Origin of the sequence: Streptomyces sp. NPDC088706 (genome assembly GCF_044752765.1) — a bacterium.
GTDB lineage: Bacteria > Actinomycetota > Actinomycetes > Streptomycetales > Streptomycetaceae > Streptomyces.
On sequence record NZ_JBIVLW010000020.1, the window covers coordinates 71,095 to 95,606 of the forward strand.

Genomic DNA, 24,512 nt, shown 5'->3' on the forward strand with positions numbered 1-24,512 from the left:
ACGCCTGGGGGACAAACGGTTCGATTCTAGGCGCGTTCGCCCGTGCGGGCCGGTCGGGCGCTGCCCCTACGGGCCGCTCGCCCGGCGCCCCTGCCCGACGATCCCGGCCAGCCGTCGCAGCGAGTCCACCAGCGCCGCGCGGTCGTACGTACTCGTGGTGACGAGCACCTCGTCCGCCCCGGTCTCCTTGATCGCCGTCTCCAGTTGCTCCGTCACCTGTTCCTCGGTGCCGTGGATGTGCCCGTCCAGCCCGCGTTCGTACAGCGTGCGCTCCTTGGCCGTCATGGTGAGGCCCTCGATGTCCTCGGCGGGCGCCAGCGGAGGGAAGCTGCCGTGGGTGCGCGCGTACGCCATGGCCCAGGCCTCCGGAACGAGCAGGCGCCGGGCGGCCTCCTCGGTGGCGGCGACGGCCACCGTGCCGGAGACGATCACCTCGGGGCGCTCCGCGTGGCCCGAGGGGCGGAAGTCCCTGCGGTACACCTCGACGGCGCGCACCACCTTCTCGCGGCCGCGCAGATCGCCGATGACCAGGGGGAGGCCCGCGGCGGCCGCGACCGCCGCGCCCTCGCCGATCGCCAGGACGTACGCGGGGATGCGCAGGCCCTCCGCCGGGCGGGCGTGCACCTGGGGGTGGGCCTGCTGGGTGCCGTCGATCCAGCCGAGCAGCTCGGCGAGCCGTCCGGGGAAGTCCTCCGCGTCCTCCTTGCCGTGGCCCAGGGCCCGGCGGACGCCGTCGGTGAACCCCACGGAACGGCCGAGCCCCATGTCGATCCGGCCGGGGAAGAGCGAGGCGAGCACCCCGAACTGCTCGGCGACGACGAGCGGCTGATGGTTGGGGAGCATCACCCCGCCGGTCCCCACCCGGATGGCGGAGGTCGCGGCGGCTACGGCGGCGGCCAGGACGGTCGGAGCCGAGCCCGCGACACCCGGCACGCTGTGGTGCTCGGAGACCCAGAGGCGGTGGTAGCCGAGCGCCTCCACCTCCCGCGCCAGCGAAACCGTGTCGCGCAGTGCCTGGGGGCCGTCGTGCCCCGCACGGGTGCGGGAGCGGTCCAGGAAGGAAAACCGGGTCGAGGCGATCACAGAGCTCACCCCCTCTACAACGCTCCCGGCCGGTGAGGATTCCCGCGGCCCGGGGCCCAGGTCTCCCGAAGCGGTCGGCGGTCTCCCGACGCGGTCGGCGCCGGGGCTTCCTAAGCTGGCCGGGTGAACAACGACACCCGGCCGCTGGCCGTGTTCGACCTCGACGGCACGCTCGCCGACACGGCCCACCGGCAGCACTTCCTGGAGGGTGCGCGACGGGACTGGTCCGGCTTCTTCGCGGCCGCCCCGCACGATCCGCCGCTGGCGGAAGGGGTGGCGCTCGTGCTCAGCAGCGCCGAGGAGTGCGAGACCGTCTATCTGACCGGGCGGCCCGAGCGCTGCCGCCGGGCCACCGTGGAGTGGCTGAACCGTCAGGGTCTGCCCGAGGGACAGCTGTTCATGCGGGGCAACGACGACCGGCGCCCGGCCCGCCGGACGAAGCTGGAGATTCTGCGGCGGCTGGGCCGGTCGCGTGAGGTACGCATGCTCGTCGAGGACGACGAGCTGGTCTGCGGTGCGGCCGAAGAGGCCGGATTCACCGTGGTGCGGGCCCGCTGGTTCGACCCGTCACAGGCGCTGAAGGATGCACAGGAGCGCGACGGGCGTACCTGATCAGGCTTTCTCGTCGAGCCGGAAGCCCACCTTCAGGCCGACTTGGTAGTGCGCGATTCGGCCATCCTCGATATGACCGCGCACCTGGTTGATCTCGAACCAGTCGAGATTGTGCAACGTTTCCGCGGCTCTTGCGACGCCGTTCCGGATCGCCGCGTCGATGCCCTCCTCGGAGGTTCCTACGATTTCGGTGACCCGGTAGGTGTGGTTGGACATGTTTTGTCTCCTCTCTGCTGACCACGGTGCCTCAATCCCGGGTGTCGCGCGAGGGAGCGGGCGGGGCGAACAGGGGTGACGGCGCGTCTTGACCTACGCATTGGTCCATACCAAGATTCAGCCAAACACCCGTGCGAGCGTCGCCCGCAATCCCCCCACCCCGGGTCCAGATTCGTCGTGCCGTTTCGCAGAAGGTGATGTCGTGAAGAACCGCATACTCGTCGGGGCCGTCGCGCTCGTTTCGGCCGCCACGCTCAGCGGATGTGGCTACTTCTCCGGCTCGGGTGGCGGTGACCGCACGGTGACGGTCTGGCTGATGAAGGACAGCGTCTCGCCGGACTTCCTGGAGAAGTTCACCCGCTCGTACGAGGAGGAGAATCCCTCGGTCGAGCTGGAATTCACGATCCAGGAGTGGAGCGGCATCGGCCCCAAGGTCCTGGCCGCCCTGGAGAGCGACGACGCCCCGGATGTGATCGAGGTCGGGAACACGCAGGTCGCGCAGTACGCGGAGAGCGGCGGCCTGCGTGACCTCACCCTCGAGTCGATGCGCGACCTGGGCAGCGAGGACTGGCTGCCCGGCCTCGCCCAGCCCGGCCAGATCAGCGGTGTGCAGTACGGAGTTCCCTGGTACGCCGCCAACCGCGTGGTGATCTACAACAAGGAGATCTTCCAGGCCGCCGGCATCGATGACCCGCCCAAGACGCGCGGGGAGTGGATCGAGGACACCGAGAAGCTCAACAGTCAGGGAAACCAAGGCATTTACCTGGCCGGCCAGAACTGGTACGTGCTCGCCGGATTCATCTGGGACGAGGGCGGTGAACTCGCCGAAGGCAGCGGCGGTGACTGGCGGGGCACCCTGGACAGCCCCGAGGCGCTCGCCGGCATGAACTTCTACAAGGAACTCCAGGTGCTCGGCGACGGGCCCAAGGATGCCGACGAGGAGAAGCCGCCGCAGAACGACGTATTCGCCCGGGGGGACGTCGCCCAGGTCATCTCGCTGCCCGGCAGTGCCGCGCTCATCGAGGAGAAGAACCCCGAACTCGAGGGAAAGCTCGGCTACTTCCCCATTCCCGGCAAGACGGCCAAGGCCCCCGGGTCCGTCTTCACCGGCGGCTCGGACCTCATCGTGCCGAAGAAGGCCGACCAGCTCAGTGCCGGTATCGCGGTCGTCAAGGCGCTGGCGAGCGAGAAGTGGCAGACCGAACTCGCCCGCTCCATGAGCTACGTCCCCAACAAGCCCCGCCTCGCCCATGTCGTCGAGGGCGAGGAGGGCACCGCCGCGATGGCCGAGGGCGCGCGCCAAGGCCGCGCCACCCCCAACTCCTCCCAGTGGGCCCGGGTCGAGGCGGAGAACCCGATCAAGCCGTACATGACAGCGGTGCTCACGGGCGCCGACCAGGCCGAGGCGGCGAAGACCGCGTCGGAGCGCATCACGGCCATGCTCGCCGGCAGCTGATCCGGCAGCTGATCCGGCAATCGACCCGGCAATCGACCTGGCAGTTCACCGGCGGCGGCGCAGGGCGCGGGCGCACCGGCTTCCCTGGGATTCAGCCGTCGCACATCCCCGCGCTCCACAGCGGTCACGTCGAATCCAGCCGGTGACGGAAGAAGTAGGGGGCCGGGCCTTCGCTCCCCGCGCGGGCCCGGCAGCCGCCCTCGCCGATCCGTCCCCGGAGACCGCCATGACCGTGCTGCCCACCGCCCCGCCCACCCTCTCGGCGCCGGCCCCCGCCCCTCCCCGTTCTCCCGCCCCCGCCCCTCCCCGTTCCCCCGCCCCCGCCTACCGGGTCTCCCTCGCCACCGGCCAGGAGGACGTACGCGCCGCCCAGCGCCTGCGCCACCAGGTGTTCGCCGGTGAGCTCGGAGCCCGGCTGGAAGGACCCGAACCCGGCATCGACAGCGACGCGTTCGACGCGTACTGCGACCACCTGCTGGTCCGCGAGACCGCCACGAACGAGGTCGTCGCCACCTACCGCCTGCTGCCCCCCGAACGCGCCCGCACAGCCGGACGGCTCTACGCGGAGAGCGAGTTCGACCTCACCCGCCTCGCCCCCATCCGCGACGACCTCGTCGAGGTCGGCCGCTCCTGCGTCCACCCGGCCCACCGCGACGGTGCCGTCATCGCCCTCATATGGGCCGGACTCGCCCGCTACATGGAACGCTCGGGCCACACCTGGCTGGCGGGCTGCTGCTCCCTGCCGCTGGCCGACGGCGGCACGCTCGCCGCCCGCAGCTGGAACACCGTCCGCACCGCGCACCTGGCGCCCCAGCAGTACTGGGTCACCCCGCTCCGCCTCTGGGACGCCTCCGCGCACCCGGAGGCGGGACCTGGCTCCCGGGCCGACCTGCCGCCCCTGCTCCGCGGCTATCTGCGGCTCGGGGCCTGGGTCTGCGGAGCCCCGGCGTACGACCCCGAGTTCGACGTCGCCGACCTGTACGTCCTGCTCTCGCTGCGCCGCACCGACCCGCGCTACCTGCGCCACTTCCTCTCCCTCGTACCGCAGTCATGAGCGCCTGCGGTCCTGCGGGCACGAGCGCCTGCGGTCCTGCGGGCACGAGCGCCTGCGGTCCTGCGGGCACGAGCACCTGCGGTCCTGCGGGCACGAGCACCTGCGGTCCTGCGGGCATGAGCGCCTGCGGTCCTGCGGGCAGGAGCACCTCTCGCCCCGCAGCCGTGAGCGCCTGGCTGCCCGCAGCCCCCTGCACTCCGCAGACCTGCGCCCGCCACGCCGGGGCGGTCCGGGCCCCGCTCCCCGCCGCCCTGCGGCTCCTCGCCGGGTGCGCGTGGACCCTGTCGGGAGTGGTGTGTGCCCTGCCGGTCCGGCTGCTCCCGGGGGCTGTGCGCGCACGGCTCGTGCGGCGCTGGGCCTACGGCGTACCACGGGCGTTCGGCGTACGGGTGACGGTCCGGGTCCATTCCCGCCCCGCGTCCACCGGCGGTCAGCTCGTCGTCGCCAACCACACCTCCTGGCTGGACATCCCCCTGATCGCCTCCGTGCTGCCGGGCCGGATGCTCGCCAAGAGCGAGGTCGGACGCTGGCCCCTGCTCGGTCGGCTCGCCGCGCTCGGCTCCACGCTCTTCATCGACCGGGACCGGCTGCGCGCGCTGCCGGAGGCCGTGACCACGATCGGCGCGGCCCTGCGCTCGGGCTCCCGGGTCGTGGCGTTCCCCGAGGGCAGCACCTGGTGCGGGCGGGGGAGCGGTGGGGCGTTCCGGCCGGCCGTGTTCCAGGCGGCGATCGACACGGAGGTCCCCGTACGGCCGGTCCGCATCACCTACCCCGCCGCGGGCGCGGTCGCGTTCGTCGGCGACGACCCGCTCGCCGCCTCGCTGTGGCGGGTGGTGCGGGCGGCCGGGCTCACCGCCGAGGTCGATGTCCTCGCCCCGATCCGCGCGGGCGACTTCGTGGCCGTCTCCGCGAACGGCGAACCCGGTCGCCGCGCCCTGGCCCGCACCGCGAGAGCCGCCGTCCTCGGCGCGGGCCGAGCGACGACGGCTCCTGCGGCGGCGGTGGCTCAGGCCGCCGTGGCTCAGGCCGCGGTGACGCGAACCGCCGTGGCTCAGACCGCCGTGGCCAGGGACAGCGCGAACCGGCCGGCCGCGTCCGTCCACCACTGAGCGAGCTGGAGCCCGGCCGCGGCCAGCTCCTCGCGCACATCCTCCTGGCGGAACTTCGCCGACACCTCCGTACGCAGCTCCTCACCGGCCTCGAACGGCACCACCAGGTCCAGCTCCCGGATCTTCACGCTCAGCGCCCGGCGGGCGCGCAGCCGCATCTCGATCCAGCGCTGCTCCGGGTTCCACACGGCGACATGCTCGAAGTCCTCCAGCGGGAAGTCGGCGCCCAGCTCCCGGTTGACGACGTTCAGCACGTTCTTGTTGAAGGCCGCCGTCACCCCCGACGCGTCGTCGTACGCCGCGACCAGCGTCTCCTGGTCCTTCACCAGATCCGTGCCGAGCAACAGCGCGTCACCGGGGGTCAGCAGCGAGCGCACCGAGTGCAGGAAGCCGGCCCGCTCCTCGGGGAGCAGATTGCCGATCGTGCCGCCGAGGAAGGCGACCAGCCGGGGCCCGGGCGTGCCCGGCAGCGCCAGACCGCCGGTGAAGTCCGCGATGAGCGCGTGCACGGAGAGCCCCGGACGCTCGGCGAGCAGCGCCTCGGCCGCCCCGGTCAGCGCGCTCTCGCTCACGTCGACCGGCACGTAACTGTCCAGCCCCGGCAGGGCGTCCAGCAGATGGCGGGTCTTCTCCGAGGAGCCCGAGCCCAGCTCGATCACGGTCCGGGCCCCGGACACGGCGGCGATCTCCTCGGACCGCTCCTCCAGGATCTCCCGCTCCGCCCGGGTCGGGTAGTACTCGGGCAGCCGGGTGATCTCCTCGAACAGTTCGCTGCCGCGCGCGTCGTAGAACCACTTGGGCGGCAGCGTCTTCGGGTGCCGGGTCAGCCCGCTCAGGACGTCGGCGCGCAGCGCCGCGTCCGTCGCGTCCTCCGGCAGGGTGCGGGTCAGCAGGAAAGGGCTCACGCGGCGGGCTCCTTGAGCGGTGTGGGGGTGACGTCTGCGGAGGTCGCAACCAGCAGGGTGCGGTCGGGGACCTCGTGCCAGCGGGGATCGTCGTCGTACGGCTCCGAGGCCACCGCGGTCGAGCGGCCCGGCTCATGCAGAAACCAGAGGGAGTCGCCCCATGCGGTGGCCACGATGGCGGTGCCGTCCGTGACCAGCAGGTTGAGCCGGGACCCGGGGGCCGCTTCCGCGACCTCCCGCACGGTCTCCGCGACCGCCGTCGGCACGTCGTCACCGGCGGCGACGCGGTGCAGGATCAGCGCCCAGACCAGCGCGGAGTCGTTGCGGGCGGCGAGCGACAGCAGTTCCTCGGCGGGCAGGGTCGCGGCCGGCCCGGCCAGGCAGGTGGGCCAGCCCGGCACCGCGCCGTTGTGGCTGAACAGCAGCCGCCCGGCGGCGTACGGCGCGGCGGCAGCCTCCCCGTCCGCACCCGCCTCGGTGGCGTCCCGTACGGCGGCGAGCAGCGCGGTGGACCGCACCACCCGGGCCAGGTCCACGAAGGTCTGGTCGTGCCAGATCGGCCCCTGGCGCCGGTAGCGGCCGGGCACCGGGTCGCCGTCCGCGTACCAGCCGACGCCGAAGCCGTCCGCGTTGACCGTGCCGTGACGCTGGCGGCGCGGTGCCCAGGACTGGCGCACCAGGGAGTGCGGCGGCGCGGACAGTACGCTGCCCAGCGCCACGGGTTCGCCCACGTAGGCTATATGACGGCACATCAGGCGTCCCTCGCGGTGCGGAACCCGGAGAAGATCTGCCGCCGCACCGGCAGGTCCCAGTTGCGGAACGTGCCCCGGCAGGCCACCTGGTCCACGCCGAACGAACCGCCGCGCAGCACCTTGTGGCCCGGGCCGAAGAACACGTCCGAGTACTCCCGGTAGGGGAATGCCACGAAGCCCGGATAGGGCAGGAAATCGCTGGAGGTCCACTCCCACACATCGCCGATCAGCTGACCCGCGCCGGACGGCGCCCGGCCGGCCGGATACGCGCCGGCCCGCGCCGGGCGCAGATGGCGCTGGCCCAGATTGGCGTGCTCGGGTGTCGGGTCCGCGTCGCCCCAGGGGTAGCGCAGTGAACGCCCGGTGGCGGGGTCGTGCCGGGCGGCCTTCTCCCACTCGGCCTCGGTGGGCAGCCGCCTGCCCGCCCAGCGCGCGTACGCGTCCGCCTCGTACCAGCTGACGTGCAGCACCGGCTCGTCGTCCGGTACCGGCTCGGTCACCCCGAACCGGCGGCGCAGCCACTGCCCGGCGTCCCGGTGCCAGAACAGCGGGGCGGTCAGGTCGTGTTCGCGGACCATGTCCCAGCCCTCGGGCGCCCACCAGCGGGGGTCGGTGTACCCGCCGTCCTCGATGAACCGCCGGTACGCGCCGCAGGTGACGGGGGCGGTGTCCAGGTGGAACGCGGCCACCTCCCGCCGGTGCGCGGGCCGTTCGTTGTCCAGGGCCCATGGCTCGGCGGAGGTGCCCATGGTGAACGGGCCCGCCGGCACCAGGACTTCGTCGGGCAGCGCGCCGGCGTCGGAGGGTGCGGGCGGCGCGGGCGCGGTGAGCGCGGCCGGACCGGAGCGGAGCTGATGGGTGATCAGCATGGTCTCGTCGTGCTGCTGTTCGTGCTGGGCGATCATCCCGAAGGCGAACCCGGCCCGCTCCAGCGGCCGTCCGCCCTCGTGCAGCGGGGCGCCCTCCAGGATGTCCAGGGCCCTGCCCCGCACGTCGGAGGCGTACGTGCGTGCCTCGGCGGGCGCCAGCAGCGGCAGCGAGGACCGTGCGGAGCGAGGGTGCTCGAACGCGTCGTACAGCCCGTCCATCTCGGGGCGCAGCGCCTGCCGGCCGCCCACGGCACGGAGCAGCCACTGCTCCTCCTGGTTGCCGATATGGGCCAGGTCCCAGACCAGCGGGGACATCAAGGGGGAGTGCTGGGCGGTGAGTTCACCGTCGTCCACGCTGTCGGTGAGGGTGGCGGTGCGCTCCCGGGCGGTCAGCAGCGCGTCGAGGGCCCGTCGGCGCAGCGCCTCGGGGTCGTGGCTGCCGGAGGTCGGCGGGAAGCCGTCCTGGAGGGTGGCGGAGGGGTCACGGTCGTCGGTCATGCTGAGGTCACCCTTCCGGAGTGCGGCGGTGCGATCAGCCCGTTCCCGGAGCCCGTCAGCAGTGACAGGTCGGTGAGAGCGGCCGGTTCGGGCAGGTCGTCGGCCGGACATCGGCCCCGGGCCACATAGCGGTCGTTGAAGGCCGCCACGGTGTTCCGCACGGATTCGCTCGCCCCCATCCGGTCCAGCGCGGCCAGCGCCGTCTCGAAGCAGACGGTGGCCGCCGCCCGCAGCTCCGGATCGTCCAGGCCCTCGCGGGCCGCCGTCGTCCAGAGCGGATTGCGCGGCGCGGCGGCGTAACCCGCCGACTCGGCCAGGGGTTTCACGGTGCGGTACACGGTCTCGGCGGCCTCCGGGTCGTCGAACAGGGCGGTGGCGACGGCGAGCGGCACCAGCCACCCGTCCGCGCCGCTCTGCGCGTCGATCATGCGCAGTTCGAGGTGCCCGCGCGGCCGGACCGGCGGGAAGAGGGTGGTGATGTGGTAGTCGAGATCGGCCCGGACCGGCGGCCGGGGCGCGCCGGTGCGGATCCACTCCCGGAAGGTGAGGCCCTCGGGCACGTCCCAGGGGCCGTCCTCGCGGCGCACGCACATCACGGTGGTGTCCAGCACGTACGCGGCCCACGCCTCGCGCGGCGGGAGCCCGCCACTCGGCGCCAGCGTCCGTACGGGGTCGAGATCGGCCCACAGGGACTGCCGGGTGGACTTCCACCCGGTCCGGCGGCCCTGGCGGAACGGCGAATTGGCGAACGCGGCCACCAGGACGGCACCGAGCAGATGGGTGAGCTGCCAGCGTCGCCCGTAGCCGAGCGGTCCCGGCTCCTCCTCGCCCGCGTCCAGGCAGACCTGCACCGAGGCGGAGGTGCACATCATCGCCCGGCCGGCCGGGCCCGTACGGTCGAGCGCCGCCTCCATCGCGTCGTACCGCGGCTCGCGCAGCCTGCGGTGCGGTGTCTGCCAGGGGTCCACGCCGAGCCCGACCGGCGCGAGTCCGGCCCGGCCGAGCGAACCGCGGACAGCGGCCAGATCCGCCGCGGTCCTCTCGACGCACTCCATCAGGGAGCCGGCCGGCTGGGAGCTGAGCTCCAGCTGTCCGCCCGGCTCGAACGTGAGTGCGGCGCTCAGCGGCAGCTCACGGAGGGCGGCGACCGCGCTGTCCAGCCGTTCCTGGGCCACCGGGACGGCGGGATGTTCCTGGTCATGGATGAGCCATTCGAGCTCCACTCCCACGATGCGGGGCGGACCCGTCTTGAAACATATGCCGCGCAGCAAATCCTGTGCCGCACCCTCGTCGAGGGTGTCGGAGTCCGGGCGCGGTCCGGGGTCGTCAGGTGTGTCCGAGGACATGAGGCGCCTCCTTCTCAGTTGCGTACCCACCACCCAAACCCGTACCCCGGGATCGCACAAGAGTGCCCCCGAGCCACCGGAAAAGCGGTCGCCGCCGCACCGCTCCGGAACCAGCATGCGCCGTGGGCTCCACACCGGCGAGCGCCGGTCAGCTCCAGCCGTACCGCTCCCGCAGCCGCACGACGACGGAATCGAACCGGTCCCGGTCCAGTGCGCACGCCTCGCGCCGCATCCCGTCCTCGTGGACCCGCAGCACCCGGTCCAGATCGACCCAGGACTGCCGCCCGGAGCTGTCCCAGGGCCCGGCGCCCAGGGCCACCCACTCGTGGTCCATGTCGTGCCGCTTGCTGGAGAGCTGGACCGCGAGCAGCGTCCCCGCCCGCTCCCGGGCGACGAGGAGAACCGGCCGGTCCTTGCCGCGCCCGTCCCCCTCCTCGAACGGCACCCAGGTCCAGACGATCTCGCCCGGATCGGGGTCGCCGTCGCGGTCGGGGGCGTAGGAGGTGCGGACCGGGCCCACCTCGTGCGGATCGGCCTGGGCCGTGGCGGTGGGACCGGTGCTGCCGGGCGGGACGGGCGGGCTGTCGGTGCGCCGCGCGCTGTGGTGGAACGTCATCGCAACACCGTAGGACCCGCGCGCCCCGTTCCCGGGAGCGGGTCCGCCGAACGGGGCCGGCGAGCCGCCTCGGCCCTGTGCCCCCGGGGCGCGGTCCGGTGCGGCGGATCTGGAAGACTGCCGCACGCCATGAGCCAGTTACCCAAGCAGCCCACCGAGGTCTCCGTCCCGACCAGCGCCGATGTCGCGCGCCTCGCCGGAGTCTCCCGGGCCACCGTGTCGTACGTCCTGAACAACAACGCCACCGTCCGGATCAGCGAACCCACCCGGCACCGGGTCAGGGAGGCTGCCACACAGCTCGGTTACGTCCCGCACGCGGCCGCCCGCAGCCTGCGCGCCGGACACAGCCGCCTGGTGCTGCTGCCCTCCGGTCATATACCGGCGGGCCCGCTCCACCAGCGCTTCTTCCAGGAACTCCAGGCGGGCCTGCGCCGCCTGGACTACACCGTCGTCCAGTACGGCAGCGCCGGCCTCGCCGACGACGAGGCGGCCAGAGCCTGGGCCGAACTGCGGCCCGTCGCCGTCGTCGTACCGCCGGGCATCACCCTCACCCCGCACGGCACGGACGTCCTCACCCGCTCCGGCGCCAAGGCGGTGATCACCCTCGGCCCGGAGCCGGTGGCGGGCGCCCATGGGCTGGTCATGGACCAGCGGCGGGTCGGAGCCAGCGCGGTCGGCCATCTGCTGGCCCGGGGCCGCCGCCGCATCGGGGTGGTCATGCCCGGTGAGCCAGGCCTGGAGCCGTTCTCCGAACCCCGCCTCGCCGGGGCGCGGCAGGCCGCCGCGACGGCCGAAGCACACATTTTGCCCCTCCCGCTGCGGTACGAGGAGGAGTCCGCGGCGGAGCTGGCGGGCGGCTGGCGGGAGCTGGGGCTGGACGCGGTGTTCGCGTACAACGACGAGTACGCCATGCTGCTGATGCGAGCCCTCCAGGACGCGGGCGTCGTCATACCCGGCGACACGGCGGTCGTCGGGGCGGACGACCTGCTGCTCGGCAGACTGCTGCGTCCCCGCCTCAGCACGGTCCGCATGGAGCTCGCCATGGAGCACGCGCTGGCCGAGACGATCGACCGGCTCGTCCACCACCCGGGCGCCGCCCCCGTCCACCACGACCTGCTGCGCACCAGCGCCGTCCACCGCGAGTCCAGCTGACCGCCCCCGGCACGACGAGGTGCGGCGACGGCATGCCTGGCGACGACGTGCCCGGCGACGACATGCGCGGCGTGCGGCTGATGTCTAGCGTCGAGCCCATGAGTCATCCGCAGAGGTACGAGCTCCTCCTGATCCCCGACCACAGCAAGACGCGGACGGGAGCCCCCGGCCGGCCGATCCGCTCGGCGGTCGTGGCCGCCACCGGCGAGACGGGGGCCTCCGGCTACCCCCGGTACGCGGGCCAGGGCATGGAGGCGGACATCGACCCGGAGACCCGCACGGTGGAGGCCGTGCTGATCGACGGCGAGGAACTGGACTACGGGATGTCGGTGCGGGTCGCCGAGGGGGACGACCCGGCGGGCAGGGCATGACTGAGGGCCCCGACCACGCGACACCGCTCTCGGTGTCGCGTGGTCGGGGCCCTCGGCCCGCGCCGTGCGCCGGAACGGCGGTTATTGGGGCTCCGGCTGTCCCTGCCCGGCCTCCGCCGCCCGCTTCTGCTCCTCGACCGACTTGCGGACCTCGTCCATGTCCAGGTTCCTGGCCTGGCCGATGACGTCCTCCAAGGCCGCCTCGGGCAGGGCACCGGGCTGCGAGAAGACCGCCACATTGTCCCGGACGATCATCAGCGTCGGGATGGACCGGATCTCGAAAGCGGCCGCCAGCTCCTGCTGCGCCTCCGTGTCGACCTTTGCGAAGACCAGGTCGGGGTGGCGCTCGGACGCCGAGTCGTAGACCGGCGCGAACTGTCGGCAGGGGCCGCACCAGGAAGCCCAGAAGTCGATCAGGACGAAGCCGTTGTCACTGACGACCTGATCGAAGTTGTCCTTGGTGAGCTCTACGGTGCTCATGCTCAGATACCTCTTCCTGTGCCCGTTCGGACCTGTCCGGCACAACGGTGACTGCACTTGCGCTATTCCGCCTGCCCATGTGGCCAGGGCGCACACTCCCGACGACACTGTTTCCATGACTGATGCGACAACTGAAGCGGTGGACGTTTCCGAGTACGACGTGGTGGTCATCGGCGCGGGTCCGGTGGGGGAGAACGTGGCCGACCGGGCCCGCGCCGCGGGGCTGAGCGCGGCCGTGGTGGAGTCCGAGCTGATCGGCGGCGAATGTTCCTACTGGGCCTGCATGCCGAGCAAGGCCCTGCTGCGCCCCGTGATCGCCCGGGCCGACGCCCGCCGTGTCCCGGGCCTGAGCGCCGCCGCGCAGGGCCCCCTGGATGTGGAGGCCGTCCTCGCCCACCGGGACGAGATGACGAGCCACTGGAAGGACGAGGGCCAGGTCGGCTGGCTGGAGGGCATCGGAGCCGCCATCCACCGCGGTACGGGGCGCCTTGCCGGCCCCCGTGCGGTCACCGTCACCGCCCCCGACGGCACCGAGCACCGGCTCACCGCCCGGCACGCCGTCGCCGTGTGCACCGGCACCCGGGCCGTCGTCCCCGGCCTCCCCGGCATCGAGGAGACCCGCCCCTGGACCAGCCGCGAGGCCACCAGCGCAAAGGAGGTCCCCGGCCGGCTCGTGGTCGTCGGCGGGGGAGTGGTCGGCGTGGAGATGGCGACCGTCTGGCAGGCGCTGGGCGCCGAGGTGACCCTGCTGATCCGCGGCGATGGCCTGCTCCCGAAGATGGAGCCCTTCGCGGGCGAGCTGGTGGCCGAGGCGCTGACGGAGGCCGGAGCCACCGTCCGTACCGAAGTCTCCGTCACCGCCGTGCACCGCCCCGCACCGGACGGCCCCGTCACCGTGGAGCTGGACGACGGTGGCCGGATCGAGGCCGACGAGATCCTCTTCGCCACGGGCCGGGCGCCGCGCACGGACGACCTGGGCCTGGAGACGGTCGGCCTGAAGCCCGGCTCCTGGCTCACGGTGGACGACAGCTGTCGCGTCGAGGGCACCGACTGGCTGTACGCGGTCGGAGACGTCAACCACCGCGCCCTCCTCACCCACCAGGGCAAGTACCAGGCCCGCATCGCGGGCGCCGCGATCGCCGCCCGAGCCCAGAAGGTCCCGCTCCTGGAGACGGACCGCTGGGGCGCCCACGCGGCCACCGCCGACCACGCGGCCGTCCCCCAGGTCGTCTTCACCGACCCCGAGGTCGCGTCGGTCGGCCTGACCCTCGCCGAGGCCGAACACGCGGGCCACCGCGTCCGCGCGGTCGACTACGACCTCGCCTCGGTCGCCGGCTCGAGCCTGTACGCCGACGGCTACCGAGGCCGCGCGCGGATGATCGTGGACCTGGACCGCGAGATCCTGCTCGGCGTGACCTTCGTCGGCCCCGGAATCGGCGAACTCCTGCACTCCGCGACGGTCGCGGTGGCGGGCGAGGTCCCCATCGACCGGCTGTGGCACGCGGTTCCGGCCTACCCGACGATCAGTGAGGTGTGGCTGCGGCTGCTGGAGACGTACAGGGGTTAAGGAAGCGCCGTCGAGTACATACAGCGGCAGACGCCCCATGTGCTGTGGGACTCGGATTCTGCCGCAGGTTCCAGCGCGGTCGTGGTTGTGCCTTCCGGGCTGGTCGTCTGCTCGATGGTGATGACGCAGCTCGTCGGGCAGGTCGGACCCCGTCGAGGTGACGTGTACCGGTGGGGCACCGAGGGCGGTCGGCGCTGAGCGCTGGCCCACCGAGTCCTGCTGGTCAGATGTCGCGGAAGAGGCCGGACGCCGCGGTGGCCTACCACGACGGCGACCTTCCGCTGCTGACCTGCGCGCCTGCCGGAAGCGGTGGCCGGGTTGATCGAGACATTCGCGGCAGGGGAGAACTCATGAAGCCACCGGATTCATCGGAACCGTCCGTACCGCACGATCCGTCGGATCGGTGCCGGTCCTCGCCTACGGCTCGCCAAGTGCCGTCCACGCGCACGGCTCACCGGTCGCCGTGGCTGCGCCTGCTGCCCGGCATCTCCTCCGAGCGTCGCGGCTTCGTCCTCGCGTGGTGGGGGTTTGCCCTCACCTTCGGCGGTATGCGCCTGCTCACCTGGCTGATCCACATCGACGTGGCCGGAGTGGGAGACGTACAAGCCGGCGGCGTGCACATCCACCACTACGTGTGGGGAATTCTGCTGCTCGCGGTCGTGGGAGTGGCGGGCCTCGTGCATCGTTCGGCCCGCGCGCGTGCCTGGATGGGTCTCGCCTACGGTGTGGGTATGGCCCTGATCATCGACGAGGCGGCACTGCTGATCAGCCTGGAGGACGTGTACTGGGACACCGACGGATGGGTCAGTATCGCCCTGGCCATCGCGTTGATCGCCGTCGTAGGAGGCGTGCTGGCGGTGACAGGCGGAAGTCGAGGCTCGAACCACCGGGACCGGAAGCGGAATCAGAGCCAGGACCGGAACACCGGCTGAAACACCCCTCCTCCGGCACTCCGACGAGTCCGGCCTGACGGACGGCGGGCCATACCGTCCCCCCGATTGACCCGCCGGGCGGGCCGGCTCGACCGACAGACCACATGCAGCGCACCGCGACCTGGTGCTGGACCTGGCCGAGGGCACCTTCTGCGATTTCTCCGGCCTCGACGCCGCCTGCCGAAGAACCCGTGCCGTAGGCGATCGCCCCACGCAGCAGTCCGGGTGGCCGGCCGTGCGTGATCGCCCGCTTCCTCAAAGGGCCGCGGAACGCGGTGCGGTCTCCTTCCGGTCCTGCTCGATCTCCGCGCGTTCCTGGGCGATCTCCCGGGTGAGGAAGAAGTTGAGAACGGTCCGGATGGCGGCGATGGCCGCCAGTTGGCCGATCTCGGAGAAACTGGGCGCGACCGCGGTGCGCAGGACGTCTCCGGCGAGCTGGAACTCCAGCCCCAGGACCAGGAAGCGGCCGAGGCTGAGGCGAATCCTGTTGAACTCGGTGATGAGGGAGTGTCCGCGAAGCGCTGTGCCGGCGAACCGGACGAAGGCCCAGACGGCTCCCGCGAAGATGATGAGAGCACCGCCGGCCTCGATCACGTGGGCGAGCCACCCGATCACATCGCGCACCGTGGACTCGGACAGCAATTCTCCTGGCACTGACATGCCGCCCGCCTACCCGCTCCGCGTCCGTCATACCGGTGCGCCGCAGCGCTGTGCAGGTGGGAGCGGTCCTGCACAGCCGGTGCAAACGAGCGCGGGACGACCGGTGGTGCATGAAATCGGCGTACTGAAGCATGTTCATGGGATGGAATGCGTGATGTACGAGGAACGGTCGGGCCGGTCGGAGACGGTGGAATGCGGTCTGGAAGAGGAGGCCTGTCAGCTGGTGCTGAAGCGGCTGCGCGGGCTCGGCGAGGGCGAGTTCGCCTGGGTGCGCCTGGTCGACCCGTCCGAGGCCGAGTTGCTGCACCTGGCGGAGGAGCTCGGCCTGCACCCCCTGGCGGTCGAGGATGCCGTCCAGGCTCACCAGCGCCCCAAGCGCGAGCGCTTCGGTGACGTGTTGGCCGTCGCGCTCAAGACGCTCTGGTACGTCGATGCGGAAGCGGCGGTGGAGACGGGGGAGCTGATGGTCTTCGTCGGTCCCCGCTATGTGCTCACCGTGCGGCACGGTGCGGTCGACCCGGCCGCCGAAGCCGCCCGTCGGCTCGAAGCCGATCCCGACATGCTGCACTTTGGCCCGCTGTCCGTTCTGCACGCCGTCCTCGACGTGGTGGTGGACGCCTACAGTGACAGCGCAGCCAGGGTGCGGGCCGCGCTCACCAAGCTGGAGGACCGTGTCTTTTCCACCTCGCGCGTGGACCACACCGAGGCGATCTACTCCCTCAAGCGGGAGGTGCGGGAGTTCCGCGACGCGGTACAGCCCCTCGTCCCTGTCCTGCAGAGCCTTCTGAGCAGCCCCGGCCCGGACGGGCGGGACCATCCGGCCAAGGTGCTGCCCTACTTCCGCGATGTGGCCGACCATCTGGGCCGCACCGACACCGAGGTCCGGTCGCTGGACGAGCTGCTGAACTCGGTTCTGGACGCGCAGCAGGCGCGGGTGGGCACCTGGCAGAACGACGACATGCGCCGCATCTCGGCCTGGGCGGCGATCTTCGCGATCCCCACCATGGTCGCCGGCGTGTACGGGATGAACTTCGAGCACATGCCGGAGCTGCGCTGGAGTTATGGCTATCCGCTCGCGCTCGCGCTGATGGTGATGGCCTCAGGACTCCTCTATCGCGCCTTCCGCCGCAACGGCTGGCTCTAGGCCGAACCTCTGCCGCGTCCGGTGCCTCAGCGATCCGGCAGGATGGCCACCGTGCCCACGACGCAGTGGTGCACCCGGCTGTCACTCCTCCAGCGGCTGTCCGAATACTCCCGCACCACCCGATGGGGACTGATGGGCCGTCATGTCGCTGATCCGGCGGGAGATGCCGGGCCACACGGCGGCGGGGAGGTCGTGGCCGACGCCCGGGTAGGTCACCAGGCGGGCGCCGCCGACGGCCCGGGCGGTGGCACGGCCCGCGCTGACCCGCAGGACGGGGTCCTGCTCGCCGTGCGGGACCAGGGCGGGCCGGCGCAGCTCTCACAGCAGCTCGCTGCGCCCCAAACGTGGGGGACGCGGCCCGGTGCCCGCGTTCGACCGCGACCGCATCGCGGCCGTCGGGGTCGCCCTGGCCGACGCGGTCGGTCTGCCCGCCGTCACCCAGCGGGCCGTGGCGGTCGCCCTCGGGGCCGGACCGGCATCCCTCTACCGGTAGGGGGCCACCCGCGACGAACTGCTGGTCAGAGCAGGTGCGTCTACGGACCCGGCTGGAGGCCACCGCCATCCTCAACGCCGTCGTCTCCGACGACATCGGAGCGACCCTCGTGCACGGTCGCGCGGAGACAAAGCCACCCGCGGCCAGTCCGGAGCCCGGCCGGGCCGGGCGGAGCCTAGGCTGCCCAGTGCGACGGGTGCTCCAAGGGGTGGGGGACCTTCGTGAGGGCGTCGCCCCGCGCGGCGTTCAGCTGCGCCTGGGTGAGGAACAGCGCGCCGCGCAGATCCGCCCCGCACAGGTCGGTGTCCCGCATGTCCGCGCCGATCAGGTCGGCGTCGCGCAGGTCGGCGCCGGACAGGTCGGCCGCGATCAGGAGGGCGCCGCGCATGCTGGTGCCGCGCAGCTTCGCGCCACGCAGCCGGGAGCCCGTGAGGTCGGCGCCCCGGTGGTTCTTCTTGCGCCCGGGGACCGCCGCGCGGGCCAGCTCGCTGGCGCGCAGGAGCAGCGGGTTCACCTCACCGCGCAGCGCGTCCACGTCGACGGCGAGCAGGCTTTCGACCGTGTCCCGGGTGAGCGCGTCGATCCGCTCGTACGCGCGGCGCAGATCCCGGTGGACGGGCCGCGCCGCAGGCAGGTCCAAGGCCTGCGCGGTGTACTTCAGGAGCTCCTGGAGCCGGCGCACGACGGGGAAGACCTCGTACATCGCGCGGGCCGAGCCCGGCTCCTCGCGCCAGCCGACGCCCTTGAAGGTGACCTGGGAGACCTTCTGGCCCGCGCCGAAGCAGTCGAACACCGTACAGCCGTTGTAACCCTTGTCGCGTAGCCGCTCGTGGATGCCGCAGCGGAAGTCCTCCTGGAGGTTTCCGCAGGGCGTGCCGGCGGACTTGTCCACCGGGAAGTCCGACGAGCGCGAGAAGGGCAGCGCCACGCAGCACAGGCCGAAGCAGTTCCCGCAGTCGGCCTGTAGGTCGAGCTGGGCGGCGAATGAGTTGCGCTCGGACACGGTGACTCCTGATGCGGCGTGCGGCATGCGGTGGGTGGCGGTGTGCGTGGCTGTACGCCCCATTGTCCCTGGCGGGCCGACCACACCCGTACGCGGACCGCGACGGGTGCGACGTCCCAGGACGAGGGTGTCGGACGCAGGTGGTCCAACGGTAGCTACCTTCGGCGATCGCCCCAGGTGGCAGGGGGCGCAGGACTCGACCGGTCGTCGAACCCGGGGGGCTCCCGCATCCGTGCTGGGCCGCATGGCGTGGCATGCGGGGCGGGCGTAGCGTGAGGAGAAAGCGGGATAGGGCACGTGAGGTCGTCGCGTGCTTCGATGCGACTTGCCGGGAGGTCACGGCATGGCACGGGGTATCCGTAACACGATAGGTCTCGTCCTGGCGGTCGTCGGCGCCGCCGCGGCCCTCTGGGCCCCCTTTCGCAGTTGGTACAGCGGTCGGCTCGGGCGCGAATTCCGGGTCTGGGAACTCTTCACCGGCGCGGGCGTGACGGACTCGGGCGCGGGACTGTTCGCGTCCATGTTCCTGCCGCTCCTGGTGGGCGCGGTCCTCACGGTCCTCGGCGTGGTGTTCCGATCGCGGCTCATGGTCCTCATCGCGGGGATCGTCACCCTCGGGTTCGCCATCCTGTGGATGGTCCGCCAGGGTCAGGCCGAGGGCAGTTTGACGGTCACAGGGGACAGCGCAGGTCTCGGCAGCGGGGTGGGGCTCGCGCTGGCCGGTGGTCTCCTGATGCTGATCGGGTCGGCCGTCATGGGCGGGCGCGAGCGCCGGGCCGTACGTAACGCGCGCGACGAGCGGGAACAGCGGGAGCGGGACGCCTCGCAGTACGCGGACGGGTACAGCCGCAGTGCCGAGACCGAACGCCCCTACGGCATGGCCGCCCGGGACCAGGACACGCGGAGCATGCCCGGTCGGGACGGCTCCGACGGTACGCGGCCCGGTGCAGAGGCTTCCGCCCGGCACGACGCGTCGGGAGGCGGCTCGCCGGGACGTCTGGTCCACCGGCCGCAGCAGCCGGCGGCGCCGCGCGGTCGGCCGGTCCCGGCCAGGGACGCCGACAGCGGCGATCGCAAGCCGGACTCCGACCGTACGCAGTACGAGCAGAACGGCCAGGCCGGTGGCTCCCGTGCCTCGGAGCAGGGCCGCTCGGGCTGGTGGCACCCGCACCGCGGTGACCGGTCCTGAGTAGCGCCGGGTCGCGTCCGGTGAGCCGCCGGGCGCGACCACAAGAACAGCGCCGAATTCTGTTCCCTTCTCGCCATACCCTGGTCGCCGGGGCAGCCGTGTGAGAAGCTGAAATGAAGCCCCGCCTCCGGATGATGATTCTGTTGCCGTCCCAGGCCGGGTAGAACAGAAATCAGCGCGTACGAAACCGGACGGATTTCGTACGCAGAACGCGACAGCACCCCAGCCCCCGGTGCTGACCGCCCGATCGGTTTTTGGGGGCCACATCCGTGCGACAGTCCATCAGCACCCAGGACGCCCACGAGCGGGACGCCGTGGGTCGCCCGGGACCCTGTGGGCGTCGAGCGCGAAGTGCTCCGTCGTCGCCGCCAGGTGGAAACCGCGCCGGGCTTACCAAGTGCGACCGTTCGCCTCATGCCTCACGGAGAGTTCGGCAGAAGCGAAATCGCTCATCTCGCTGCACACCACGCCGCTCGCCGCGTCAGGTGGGGAAACCGACGGAGAACCGGCGTCAGATTTCGCTGTTCCGGCGCCGATGAATGAACCCGGGCGTTCGGGGTACCTCAGGTCAGGCGGTATCGGGCCGTTTCTGCCGAAGACCTGAATTTCGGGAAATGGGCCGTGGCGAATCCTTAGTGGGACCGCCGAGCTCGAAAGACGCACCAACGCGGATGCCCGACCCCGAGCGGCGACAGGCCGCTCGACGGACACCGCGATCCACCATACGAAGGAGCGTCATGACCGAACGCAACACTTTCCTGCGCAGCGCACACGACCTCGGTCTGGCCGCCTGGTTCGGCGGTGCCCTGATGGGTGCGGTCGGCCTCAACGGGGCGGCCGAGGAGGAAGGCGTCACGGAGGTCGGTACGGCGCGCATCGCCTCGTCCGGCTGGGCCAAGTGGGCGCCGCTGGGTGCCGTTGCCGTGGGCGCCCATCTGCTCGGCGGCACCGGGGTGCTGGTCGCCAACCGCGCCCGGGTCGGCAACCAGAAGGGTGTCACCGCCTCCACCGTGACCAAGACCGTTCTGACCGGGGCGGCCCTCGCCGCCACCGCGTACACGCGGGTCCTGGGCAAGAAGGTCGATCTCGCCACGTCGGAGAAGGAGGAGGACCAGGAGGCGGCCGACCGCGCGCCGGGCACTGTCGAGCAGGCCCAGAAGCAACTCACCCTGATGCAGTGGGTGGTGCCCGCGCTGACCGCCGGCCTGGTCGTCCTCAACGCCCTGCACGGTGAGCAGCAGCGGCCCTCCGAGCAGGCCCGTGGCGCCCTGCGCAACGCTCTCGACGGGCTGAATCCGCAGAAGCGCTAGCTCGAGCCCGCCGGTTCGGCGGGACGAGCAGCTACTCAGTCCGGCGGAGCGTGGCCCAAGGCCACGCTCCGCACTCCACCCTTCGAGCGACACCGGTCACGTTCTTGGCTGTTCCGCACTTGCCGGACCACGGTGACCCCCCATCAGCGGTCCAGGTGTCGGCCAAGAAAGGTTCGCGCTCATGACCGCAGAAGTCTCCATCCGTCCCGAGAGGACGACGGGCAGCGATTTCGCCCGGCTGTCCAAGAGGATCGCCGACCAGGGTCTGATGGCCCGGCGTCCCGGCTACTACACGGTCCGCATCGCGGCCGTGATGGTGCTCTACGCAGCGGGCTGGACCGCCTTCGTCCTGGTCGGCGCCAGTTGGTGGACCCTGGCGGTCGCCGCCTTCCTGGCGGCGGTCTTCGGCCAGGTGGCGCTGCTGGCCCATGACGTCGCCCACCGCCAGGTGTTCCGGCTGCGCAAGGCCAGCGAGGTGTCGGGATGGGTCGCCGCGAACGCCGGCATCGGTATGGGATACGGCTGGTGGCAGGACAAGCACACCCGCCACCACGCCAATCCCAACCACGAGGGGCTCGACCCCGACATCGAGCCCGACCTGCTGGTCTGGTCCCAGGACCAGGCCCGCGCGGCCAAGGGCCTGCCCCGGCTGATCGGCCGCTCACAGGCCTACATGTTCTTCCCCCTCCTCACCCTGGAGGCGTTCAACCTCCATGTGTCGGGTGTCCGGGCGCTGGCCGACCGCTCGCTCAAGCACCGGCTGCTGGAGGGGACGCTGCTCGTCGGACACTTCGCGGTCTATCTGACGGCACTGTTCCTGGTGCTGCCGCCCGGCATGGCGATCGCCTTCCTCGCCGTCCACCAGTGCCTCTTCGGCGTGTACCTCGGCTCGGTCTTCGCCCCCAACCACAAGGGCATGCCGATCCGGACGGGCAAGGACCGTCCGGACTTCCTGCGCCGCCAGGTCCTCACATCGCGCAACGTCCGCGGCAACTGGTTCACCGACATCGTCCTGGGCGGACTGAACTACCAGATCGAACACCACCTCTTCCCGAGCATGCCCAGCCCCAACCTGCGCAAGGCGCAGATCATCGTGCGCCGTTACTGCGAAGAACTGGGCGTGTCCTATCTGGAGACGGGCCTGATCACCTCCTACCGGCAGGCGCTCCGCAGCCTCCATCAGGCAGGCGCGCCCCTGCGCGGCACGGAGGCCACCCCCGCGTGAGCCGTTCCGGGCCCGGCCCGCATCCGGCGCCCGGCAGGAACACGGCCCCCGCTCGTGCTCGTACCCCTTCCGTTCGCCCAGGCGGAGAACTCGCCGACGGCACCGACCTCAGGAGACGGACATCATGGAGCGCACCGCCGATCTGCTGGCCATCTATCTGAACGACCACCTGGCGGGATCCGCCGGCGGGGTGGAGCTCCTGCGGAGAGCCGCTCGCGCGCAGCCGCACGAGGCCGTCGCGCTTCAGCTGCGCAAGCTCGTCGACGAAGTCGTCCAGGACCGCACCGCGCTGACGCAGATCATGCGCGAGCTGGGCATCGCCCCCCGCCGGAGCAGACTCCTGCTCGGCCGCCTCGGTGAGAAGGCGGGCCGCCTGAAGACCAACGGCCGCCTTCTGTCACGCTCCCCGCTGAGCGATGTCCTGGAGCTCGAGGCCATGCGCCTGGGAGTGGAAGGCAAGGCGTGCTGCTGGCGAACACTGCGTGCGCTGGCGGAGACGGACCGACGTCTTGACCCACTCCGACTGGAGCAGCTCCTGCGACGCGCCGAGGAGCAGGCGGAACTGCTGGAGACACTCAGGATGTCGGCCGCCTCGGACACCTTCTCTGACCGAGTAGCGAGCTGAGGGCCGGCCCCCTCTCTCCTCAGGGCTGACCGGCTCCGCGGGCATCCACCTCGGCCGGCCGGCGCGTCAGGTGCGGAGATCCGTTGTGAAGGACCGAAGATCGATCCGCGGATCCGCCGGTACGATGGGGAATCCGAAAGGTGGCCGCCTGTGCTGAGCCCCGAGATGACCAGGACCCTCCGGGCTCTGCACACGGATGCCGGTCCAGGTCTGGACGCCGCCTGCGTATCGCTCCTCGGTATGGACCATCTCGCGGTGTCCCTGGTGGTCGACGGCGAGATCACCGAACACCTCTGGTCCTCCGGCTCGGTGGGCACCTCCTTCGAGGATCTCCAGTTCACCTTGGGGCAGGGCCCAGGGCCGGATGCCCTGCGCGCCGGTCAGGCGACCGTGGAGCCCGATGTGGCCGCGCTGGGCACGGTCCGGTGGCCCCTCCTCGTACCGGCCATGGCCCATCTGCCGATCGAGGCCATGTTCTGTCTGCCGCTGGCTCTGGGCGGCATCACCGTCGGCGTCCTCACCGCGCTCCGGGCCTCCCCGGGTCCCATGAGCGGCCAGGAGATGGACGACGCCCTCGGCCTCGCAGCCGCCCTCACCCTCCAGTTCCTCGGCGGGGCCGGAACGGGGTTCGCCACCTGGGTGGACGCGCAGCCGAACGGAGAGCTGCACCGTGCCGTCGTCCACCAGGCCACCGGCATGCTCAGCGTCCGGCTCGCACTTCCGCTGGGTGAGGCCTTGCTCCGACTGCGCGCGTACGCCTACAGCCACGACCGGTCCATCATCGAAGCCGCCGAGGACGTCGTCTCCCGACGGCTTCGACTCGACAACGACCGTCCCGAACCCGAATCACCCAAGGAGACGAAGGGATGACATCCATGTCCCGCGAGCAACAGGTGTCCCAAGTGTTCGTGCAGGTCGCGGACTCCCTCATCGATGACTTCGACCTCATCGAATTCCTCGAGGAACTGTGCGCCCACTGCGTCAGCCTGCTCGACGTCTCCACGGGAGGGATCCTCCTCGCCAACGAGCAGGGCCTCCTGCACACGATCGCCGCGTCCGACCAGAACACGCATCTGCTGGAACTCTTCGCCATCCAGCACGACCAGGGCCCTTGCCTCGACTGCTACCGCACGCGCAGCGCGCGCTGCAACATCGATCTGCACGATGCCGCCGCCACCGCCGCTTGGCCCGCCTTCGCCGAGCAGGCCCGGCGAAGCGGCTTCCGGACGAGCCACGTCTTTCCCCTCCGCCTCCGTGACCGTGCTGTGGGATCCATGAACCTCTTCCGCGCCGGGCGGCAGTCACTGAGCCCCGAGGACGCCTCACTCGCGCAGGCCCTCGCGGACGTGGCGACGATCGCCATCCTCCAGCAGCGCGACCTCGGGCAGGAGCAGCTGGAGAAGACCCAACTGCAACGCGCCCTGTCCAGCCGCATCGTCATCGAGCAGGCCAAGGGGATCCTCGCCGAACGCTGGAACGTCACCCCCGACGCCGCGTACGACGCCCTGCGCACCTACGCCCGAGCGCGCCGCCTACGGATCTCCGACTGCGCCCGCAGCATCATCGACCAGACGCTGGACACCGACCGGATCCCCCACCCCTGACCTTCCCGCGCAGCGGTCGAGCCGGGTCACCCGGAAGGGTGCGGGGGCTCGTCACCCCGCGGGAGAAGGCCTAGAGGTAGCGGCGAATGGGCACGACGGCGGCTTCGCGGGTGCGCTGGATGACCGAGCGGCGCTTCCAGCGGTCACGTTCGATGAGCACGCTGTTGTCGCGGTCCTCGTCGAAGTGGGCGTCCAGGGCGTCGGTGAAGTCGCAGTCCATGACGGCGAGCATGACCTCCTC

The 24,512-nt window shown here is 71.7% G+C and carries 27 protein-coding genes and 1 pseudogene; 16 read left to right on the top strand and 12 right to left on the bottom strand.

The window, feature by feature from the left end:
* Positions 1-66: 66 nt before the first annotated feature.
* Positions 67-1,083 carry an MsnO8 family LLM class oxidoreductase gene (locus ACIQAK_RS29835; protein ID WP_401366289.1) on the bottom strand — a complete coding sequence of 339 codons (1,017 nt, stop codon included), beginning with the start codon at positions 1,081-1,083 and terminating at the stop codon, positions 67-69.
* 123 nt (positions 1,084-1,206) lie between these two features.
* On the opposite strand from ACIQAK_RS29835, the gene ACIQAK_RS29840 reads away from it, so the two are divergent.
* A complete protein-coding gene (locus ACIQAK_RS29840) occupies positions 1,207-1,695 on the top strand; it encodes a hypothetical protein (RefSeq protein ID WP_366389278.1) in 489 nt (162 codons plus the stop codon).
* On the opposite strand, the gene ACIQAK_RS29845 is transcribed toward ACIQAK_RS29840, so the two are convergent.
* Positions 1,696-1,911, bottom strand: coding sequence for a dodecin (locus tag ACIQAK_RS29845; protein ID WP_366389277.1), 216 nt, complete (start codon positions 1,909-1,911; stop codon positions 1,696-1,698).
* Between the two features lie 202 nt (positions 1,912-2,113).
* Between ACIQAK_RS29845 and ACIQAK_RS29850 the strand changes: the two genes are divergently transcribed.
* The 3 genes from ACIQAK_RS29850 (at position 2,114) to ACIQAK_RS29860 (ending at position 5,530) form a co-directional block, all read left to right on the top strand.
* Positions 2,114-3,367 carry an extracellular solute-binding protein gene (locus tag ACIQAK_RS29850; protein ID WP_366389275.1) on the top strand — a complete coding sequence of 418 codons (1,254 nt, stop codon included), beginning with the start codon at positions 2,114-2,116 and terminating at the stop codon, positions 3,365-3,367.
* A gap of 226 nt (positions 3,368-3,593) precedes the next feature.
* On the top strand, positions 3,594-4,421 hold the full coding sequence (locus ACIQAK_RS29855; protein ID WP_366389364.1) for a GNAT family N-acyltransferase: 828 nt from the start codon (positions 3,594-3,596) through the stop codon (positions 4,419-4,421).
* A 164-nt stretch (positions 4,422-4,585) separates the two neighbouring features.
* The gene (locus tag ACIQAK_RS29860; RefSeq protein WP_366389274.1) at positions 4,586-5,530 is read left to right on the top strand and encodes a lysophospholipid acyltransferase family protein; all 945 of its coding nucleotides are present in this window, start codon (positions 4,586-4,588) and stop codon (positions 5,528-5,530) included.
* On the opposite strand, the gene egtD is transcribed toward ACIQAK_RS29860, so the two are convergent.
* The 5 genes from egtD to ACIQAK_RS29885 all read right to left on the bottom strand — a co-directional run bounded on the left by egtD (position 5,473) and on the right by ACIQAK_RS29885 (position 10,516).
* On the bottom strand, positions 5,473-6,435 hold the full coding sequence (gene egtD, locus ACIQAK_RS29865) for an L-histidine N(alpha)-methyltransferase (RefSeq protein WP_366389273.1): 963 nt from the start codon (positions 6,433-6,435) through the stop codon (positions 5,473-5,475). The genes ACIQAK_RS29860 and egtD overlap by 58 nt on opposite strands.
* Positions 6,432-7,187, bottom strand: coding sequence for an ergothioneine biosynthesis protein EgtC (gene egtC / locus ACIQAK_RS29870; protein WP_366389272.1), 756 nt, complete (start codon positions 7,185-7,187; stop codon positions 6,432-6,434). Before egtC ends, egtD begins: the two co-directional genes overlap by 4 nt.
* A complete protein-coding gene (egtB, locus tag ACIQAK_RS29875) occupies positions 7,187-8,554 on the bottom strand; it encodes an ergothioneine biosynthesis protein EgtB (RefSeq protein ID WP_366389271.1) in 1,368 nt (455 codons plus the stop codon). The genes egtC and egtB overlap by 1 nt, the downstream gene beginning before the upstream one ends.
* A complete protein-coding gene (gene egtA / locus ACIQAK_RS29880) occupies positions 8,551-9,900 on the bottom strand; it encodes an ergothioneine biosynthesis glutamate--cysteine ligase EgtA (protein WP_366389270.1) in 1,350 nt (449 codons plus the stop codon). Before egtA ends, egtB begins: the two co-directional genes overlap by 4 nt.
* 148 nt (positions 9,901-10,048) lie before the next feature.
* On the bottom strand, positions 10,049-10,516 hold the full coding sequence (locus ACIQAK_RS29885; RefSeq protein ID WP_366389269.1) for a type II toxin-antitoxin system PemK/MazF family toxin: 468 nt from the start codon (positions 10,514-10,516) through the stop codon (positions 10,049-10,051).
* A gap of 129 nt (positions 10,517-10,645) precedes the next feature.
* Here ACIQAK_RS29885 and ACIQAK_RS29890 point away from each other — a divergent pair, with 129 nt between their 5' ends.
* Together ACIQAK_RS29890 and ACIQAK_RS29895 are read left to right on the top strand one after the other, a co-directional pair.
* On the top strand, positions 10,646-11,668 hold the full coding sequence (locus ACIQAK_RS29890) for a LacI family DNA-binding transcriptional regulator (protein WP_366389268.1): 1,023 nt from the start codon (positions 10,646-10,648) through the stop codon (positions 11,666-11,668).
* A gap of 98 nt (positions 11,669-11,766) precedes the next feature.
* On the top strand, positions 11,767-12,039 hold the full coding sequence (locus tag ACIQAK_RS29895; protein WP_366389363.1) for a hypothetical protein: 273 nt from the start codon (positions 11,767-11,769) through the stop codon (positions 12,037-12,039).
* A gap of 81 nt (positions 12,040-12,120) precedes the next feature.
* Here ACIQAK_RS29895 and trxA read toward each other — a convergent pair whose 3' ends face one another.
* Complete coding sequence (gene trxA, locus ACIQAK_RS29900; RefSeq protein WP_366389267.1) at positions 12,121-12,519, bottom strand: thioredoxin; 399 nt, start codon at positions 12,517-12,519, stop codon at positions 12,121-12,123.
* Positions 12,520-12,634: 115 nt separating this feature from the next.
* On the opposite strand from trxA, the gene ACIQAK_RS29905 reads away from it, so the two are divergent.
* A complete protein-coding gene (locus ACIQAK_RS29905; protein ID WP_366389266.1) occupies positions 12,635-14,086 on the top strand; it encodes an NAD(P)/FAD-dependent oxidoreductase in 1,452 nt (483 codons plus the stop codon).
* A 431-nt stretch (positions 14,087-14,517) separates the two neighbouring features.
* A complete protein-coding gene (locus ACIQAK_RS29910) occupies positions 14,518-15,018 on the top strand; it encodes a hypothetical protein (RefSeq protein WP_366389265.1) in 501 nt (166 codons plus the stop codon).
* 255 nt (positions 15,019-15,273) lie between these two features.
* Here ACIQAK_RS29910 and ACIQAK_RS29915 read toward each other — a convergent pair whose 3' ends face one another.
* Positions 15,274-15,678 (bottom strand): DUF1622 domain-containing protein, encoded by a 405-nt coding sequence (locus ACIQAK_RS29915; protein ID WP_366389264.1) that lies wholly within the window; start codon positions 15,676-15,678, stop codon positions 15,274-15,276.
* Positions 15,679-15,832: 154 nt separating this feature from the next.
* Between ACIQAK_RS29915 and ACIQAK_RS29920 the strand changes: the two genes are divergently transcribed.
* The gene (locus tag ACIQAK_RS29920; RefSeq protein ID WP_366389263.1) at positions 15,833-16,822 is read left to right on the top strand and encodes a magnesium and cobalt transport protein CorA; all 990 of its coding nucleotides are present in this window, start codon (positions 15,833-15,835) and stop codon (positions 16,820-16,822) included.
* Between the two features lie 81 nt (positions 16,823-16,903).
* On the opposite strand, the gene ACIQAK_RS29925 is transcribed toward ACIQAK_RS29920, so the two are convergent.
* A complete protein-coding gene (locus ACIQAK_RS29925) occupies positions 16,904-17,137 on the bottom strand; it encodes an alpha/beta fold hydrolase (protein ID WP_401849429.1) in 234 nt (77 codons plus the stop codon).
* Positions 17,138-17,183: 46 nt separating this feature from the next.
* Between ACIQAK_RS29925 and ACIQAK_RS29930 the strand changes: the two genes are divergently transcribed.
* Positions 17,184-17,315, top strand: coding sequence for a hypothetical protein (locus ACIQAK_RS29930; RefSeq protein ID WP_366389262.1), 132 nt, complete (start codon positions 17,184-17,186; stop codon positions 17,313-17,315).
* Positions 17,316-17,490: 175 nt separating this feature from the next.
* On the opposite strand, the gene ACIQAK_RS29935 is transcribed toward ACIQAK_RS29930, so the two are convergent.
* Positions 17,491-18,318, bottom strand: coding sequence for a pentapeptide repeat-containing protein (locus tag ACIQAK_RS29935; protein WP_401849420.1), 828 nt, complete (start codon positions 18,316-18,318; stop codon positions 17,491-17,493).
* A 343-nt stretch (positions 18,319-18,661) separates the two neighbouring features.
* On the opposite strand from ACIQAK_RS29935, the gene ACIQAK_RS29940 reads away from it, so the two are divergent.
* From ACIQAK_RS29940 to ACIQAK_RS29965, 6 genes are all read left to right on the top strand, one after another.
* Positions 18,662-19,507, top strand: a complete 846-nt coding sequence (locus ACIQAK_RS29940) for a hypothetical protein (RefSeq protein WP_366389261.1) — start codon at positions 18,662-18,664, stop codon at positions 19,505-19,507.
* Positions 19,508-20,244: 737 nt separating this feature from the next.
* A complete protein-coding gene (locus ACIQAK_RS29945) occupies positions 20,245-20,817 on the top strand; it encodes a hypothetical protein (RefSeq protein ID WP_366389260.1) in 573 nt (190 codons plus the stop codon).
* A gap of 181 nt (positions 20,818-20,998) precedes the next feature.
* Positions 20,999-22,042 carry an acyl-CoA desaturase gene (locus ACIQAK_RS29950; RefSeq protein WP_366389259.1) on the top strand — a complete coding sequence of 348 codons (1,044 nt, stop codon included), beginning with the start codon at positions 20,999-21,001 and terminating at the stop codon, positions 22,040-22,042.
* Positions 22,043-22,166: 124 nt separating this feature from the next.
* A complete protein-coding gene (locus ACIQAK_RS29955) occupies positions 22,167-22,667 on the top strand; it encodes a hypothetical protein (RefSeq protein WP_366389258.1) in 501 nt (166 codons plus the stop codon).
* A gap of 150 nt (positions 22,668-22,817) precedes the next feature.
* Complete coding sequence (locus ACIQAK_RS29960; protein WP_366389257.1) at positions 22,818-23,537, top strand: GAF and ANTAR domain-containing protein; 720 nt, start codon at positions 22,818-22,820, stop codon at positions 23,535-23,537.
* Positions 23,534-24,271 (top strand): GAF and ANTAR domain-containing protein, encoded by a 738-nt coding sequence (locus ACIQAK_RS29965; RefSeq protein ID WP_366389256.1) that lies wholly within the window; start codon positions 23,534-23,536, stop codon positions 24,269-24,271. The genes ACIQAK_RS29960 and ACIQAK_RS29965 overlap by 4 nt, the downstream gene beginning before the upstream one ends.
* Before the next feature lie 70 nt (positions 24,272-24,341).
* Here the strand turns inward: ACIQAK_RS29965 and ACIQAK_RS29970 are convergent.
* A pseudogene (locus ACIQAK_RS29970) lies at positions 24,342-24,512 on the bottom strand (cardiolipin synthase B); the annotation flags it as partial.

Bases quoted from the DNA above. Each gene is read 5' to 3' on its own strand.
- egtB (WP_366389271.1), bottom strand. From the start codon at position 8,554: ATGACCGACGACCGTGACCCCTCCGCCACCCTCCAGGACGGCTTCCCG.
- trxA (WP_366389267.1), bottom strand. From the start codon at position 12,519: ATGAGCACCGTAGAGCTCACCAAGGACAACTTCGATCAGGTCGTCAGT.
- egtA (WP_366389270.1), bottom strand. From the start codon at position 9,900: ATGTCCTCGGACACACCTGACGACCCCGGACCGCGCCCGGACTCCGAC.
- ACIQAK_RS29920 (WP_366389263.1), top strand. From the start codon at position 15,833: ATGTACGAGGAACGGTCGGGCCGGTCGGAGACGGTGGAATGCGGTCTG.
- ACIQAK_RS29890 (WP_366389268.1), top strand. From the start codon at position 10,646: ATGAGCCAGTTACCCAAGCAGCCCACCGAGGTCTCCGTCCCGACCAGC.
- ACIQAK_RS29845 (WP_366389277.1), bottom strand. From the start codon at position 1,911: ATGTCCAACCACACCTACCGGGTCACCGAAATCGTAGGAACCTCCGAG.
- ACIQAK_RS29885 (WP_366389269.1), bottom strand. From the start codon at position 10,516: ATGACGTTCCACCACAGCGCGCGGCGCACCGACAGCCCGCCCGTCCCG.
- ACIQAK_RS29915 (WP_366389264.1), bottom strand. From the start codon at position 15,678: ATGTCAGTGCCAGGAGAATTGCTGTCCGAGTCCACGGTGCGCGATGTG.
- ACIQAK_RS29855 (WP_366389364.1), top strand. From the start codon at position 3,594: ATGACCGTGCTGCCCACCGCCCCGCCCACCCTCTCGGCGCCGGCCCCC.
- ACIQAK_RS29940 (WP_366389261.1), top strand. From the start codon at position 18,662: ATGGCACGGGGTATCCGTAACACGATAGGTCTCGTCCTGGCGGTCGTC.
- ACIQAK_RS29965 (WP_366389256.1), top strand. From the start codon at position 23,534: ATGACATCCATGTCCCGCGAGCAACAGGTGTCCCAAGTGTTCGTGCAG.
- ACIQAK_RS29895 (WP_366389363.1), top strand. From the start codon at position 11,767: ATGAGTCATCCGCAGAGGTACGAGCTCCTCCTGATCCCCGACCACAGC.
- egtC (WP_366389272.1), bottom strand. From the start codon at position 7,187: ATGTGCCGTCATATAGCCTACGTGGGCGAACCCGTGGCGCTGGGCAGC.
- ACIQAK_RS29905 (WP_366389266.1), top strand. From the start codon at position 12,635: ATGACTGATGCGACAACTGAAGCGGTGGACGTTTCCGAGTACGACGTG.
- ACIQAK_RS29950 (WP_366389259.1), top strand. From the start codon at position 20,999: ATGACCGCAGAAGTCTCCATCCGTCCCGAGAGGACGACGGGCAGCGAT.
- ACIQAK_RS29945 (WP_366389260.1), top strand. From the start codon at position 20,245: ATGACCGAACGCAACACTTTCCTGCGCAGCGCACACGACCTCGGTCTG.
- ACIQAK_RS29955 (WP_366389258.1), top strand. From the start codon at position 22,167: ATGGAGCGCACCGCCGATCTGCTGGCCATCTATCTGAACGACCACCTG.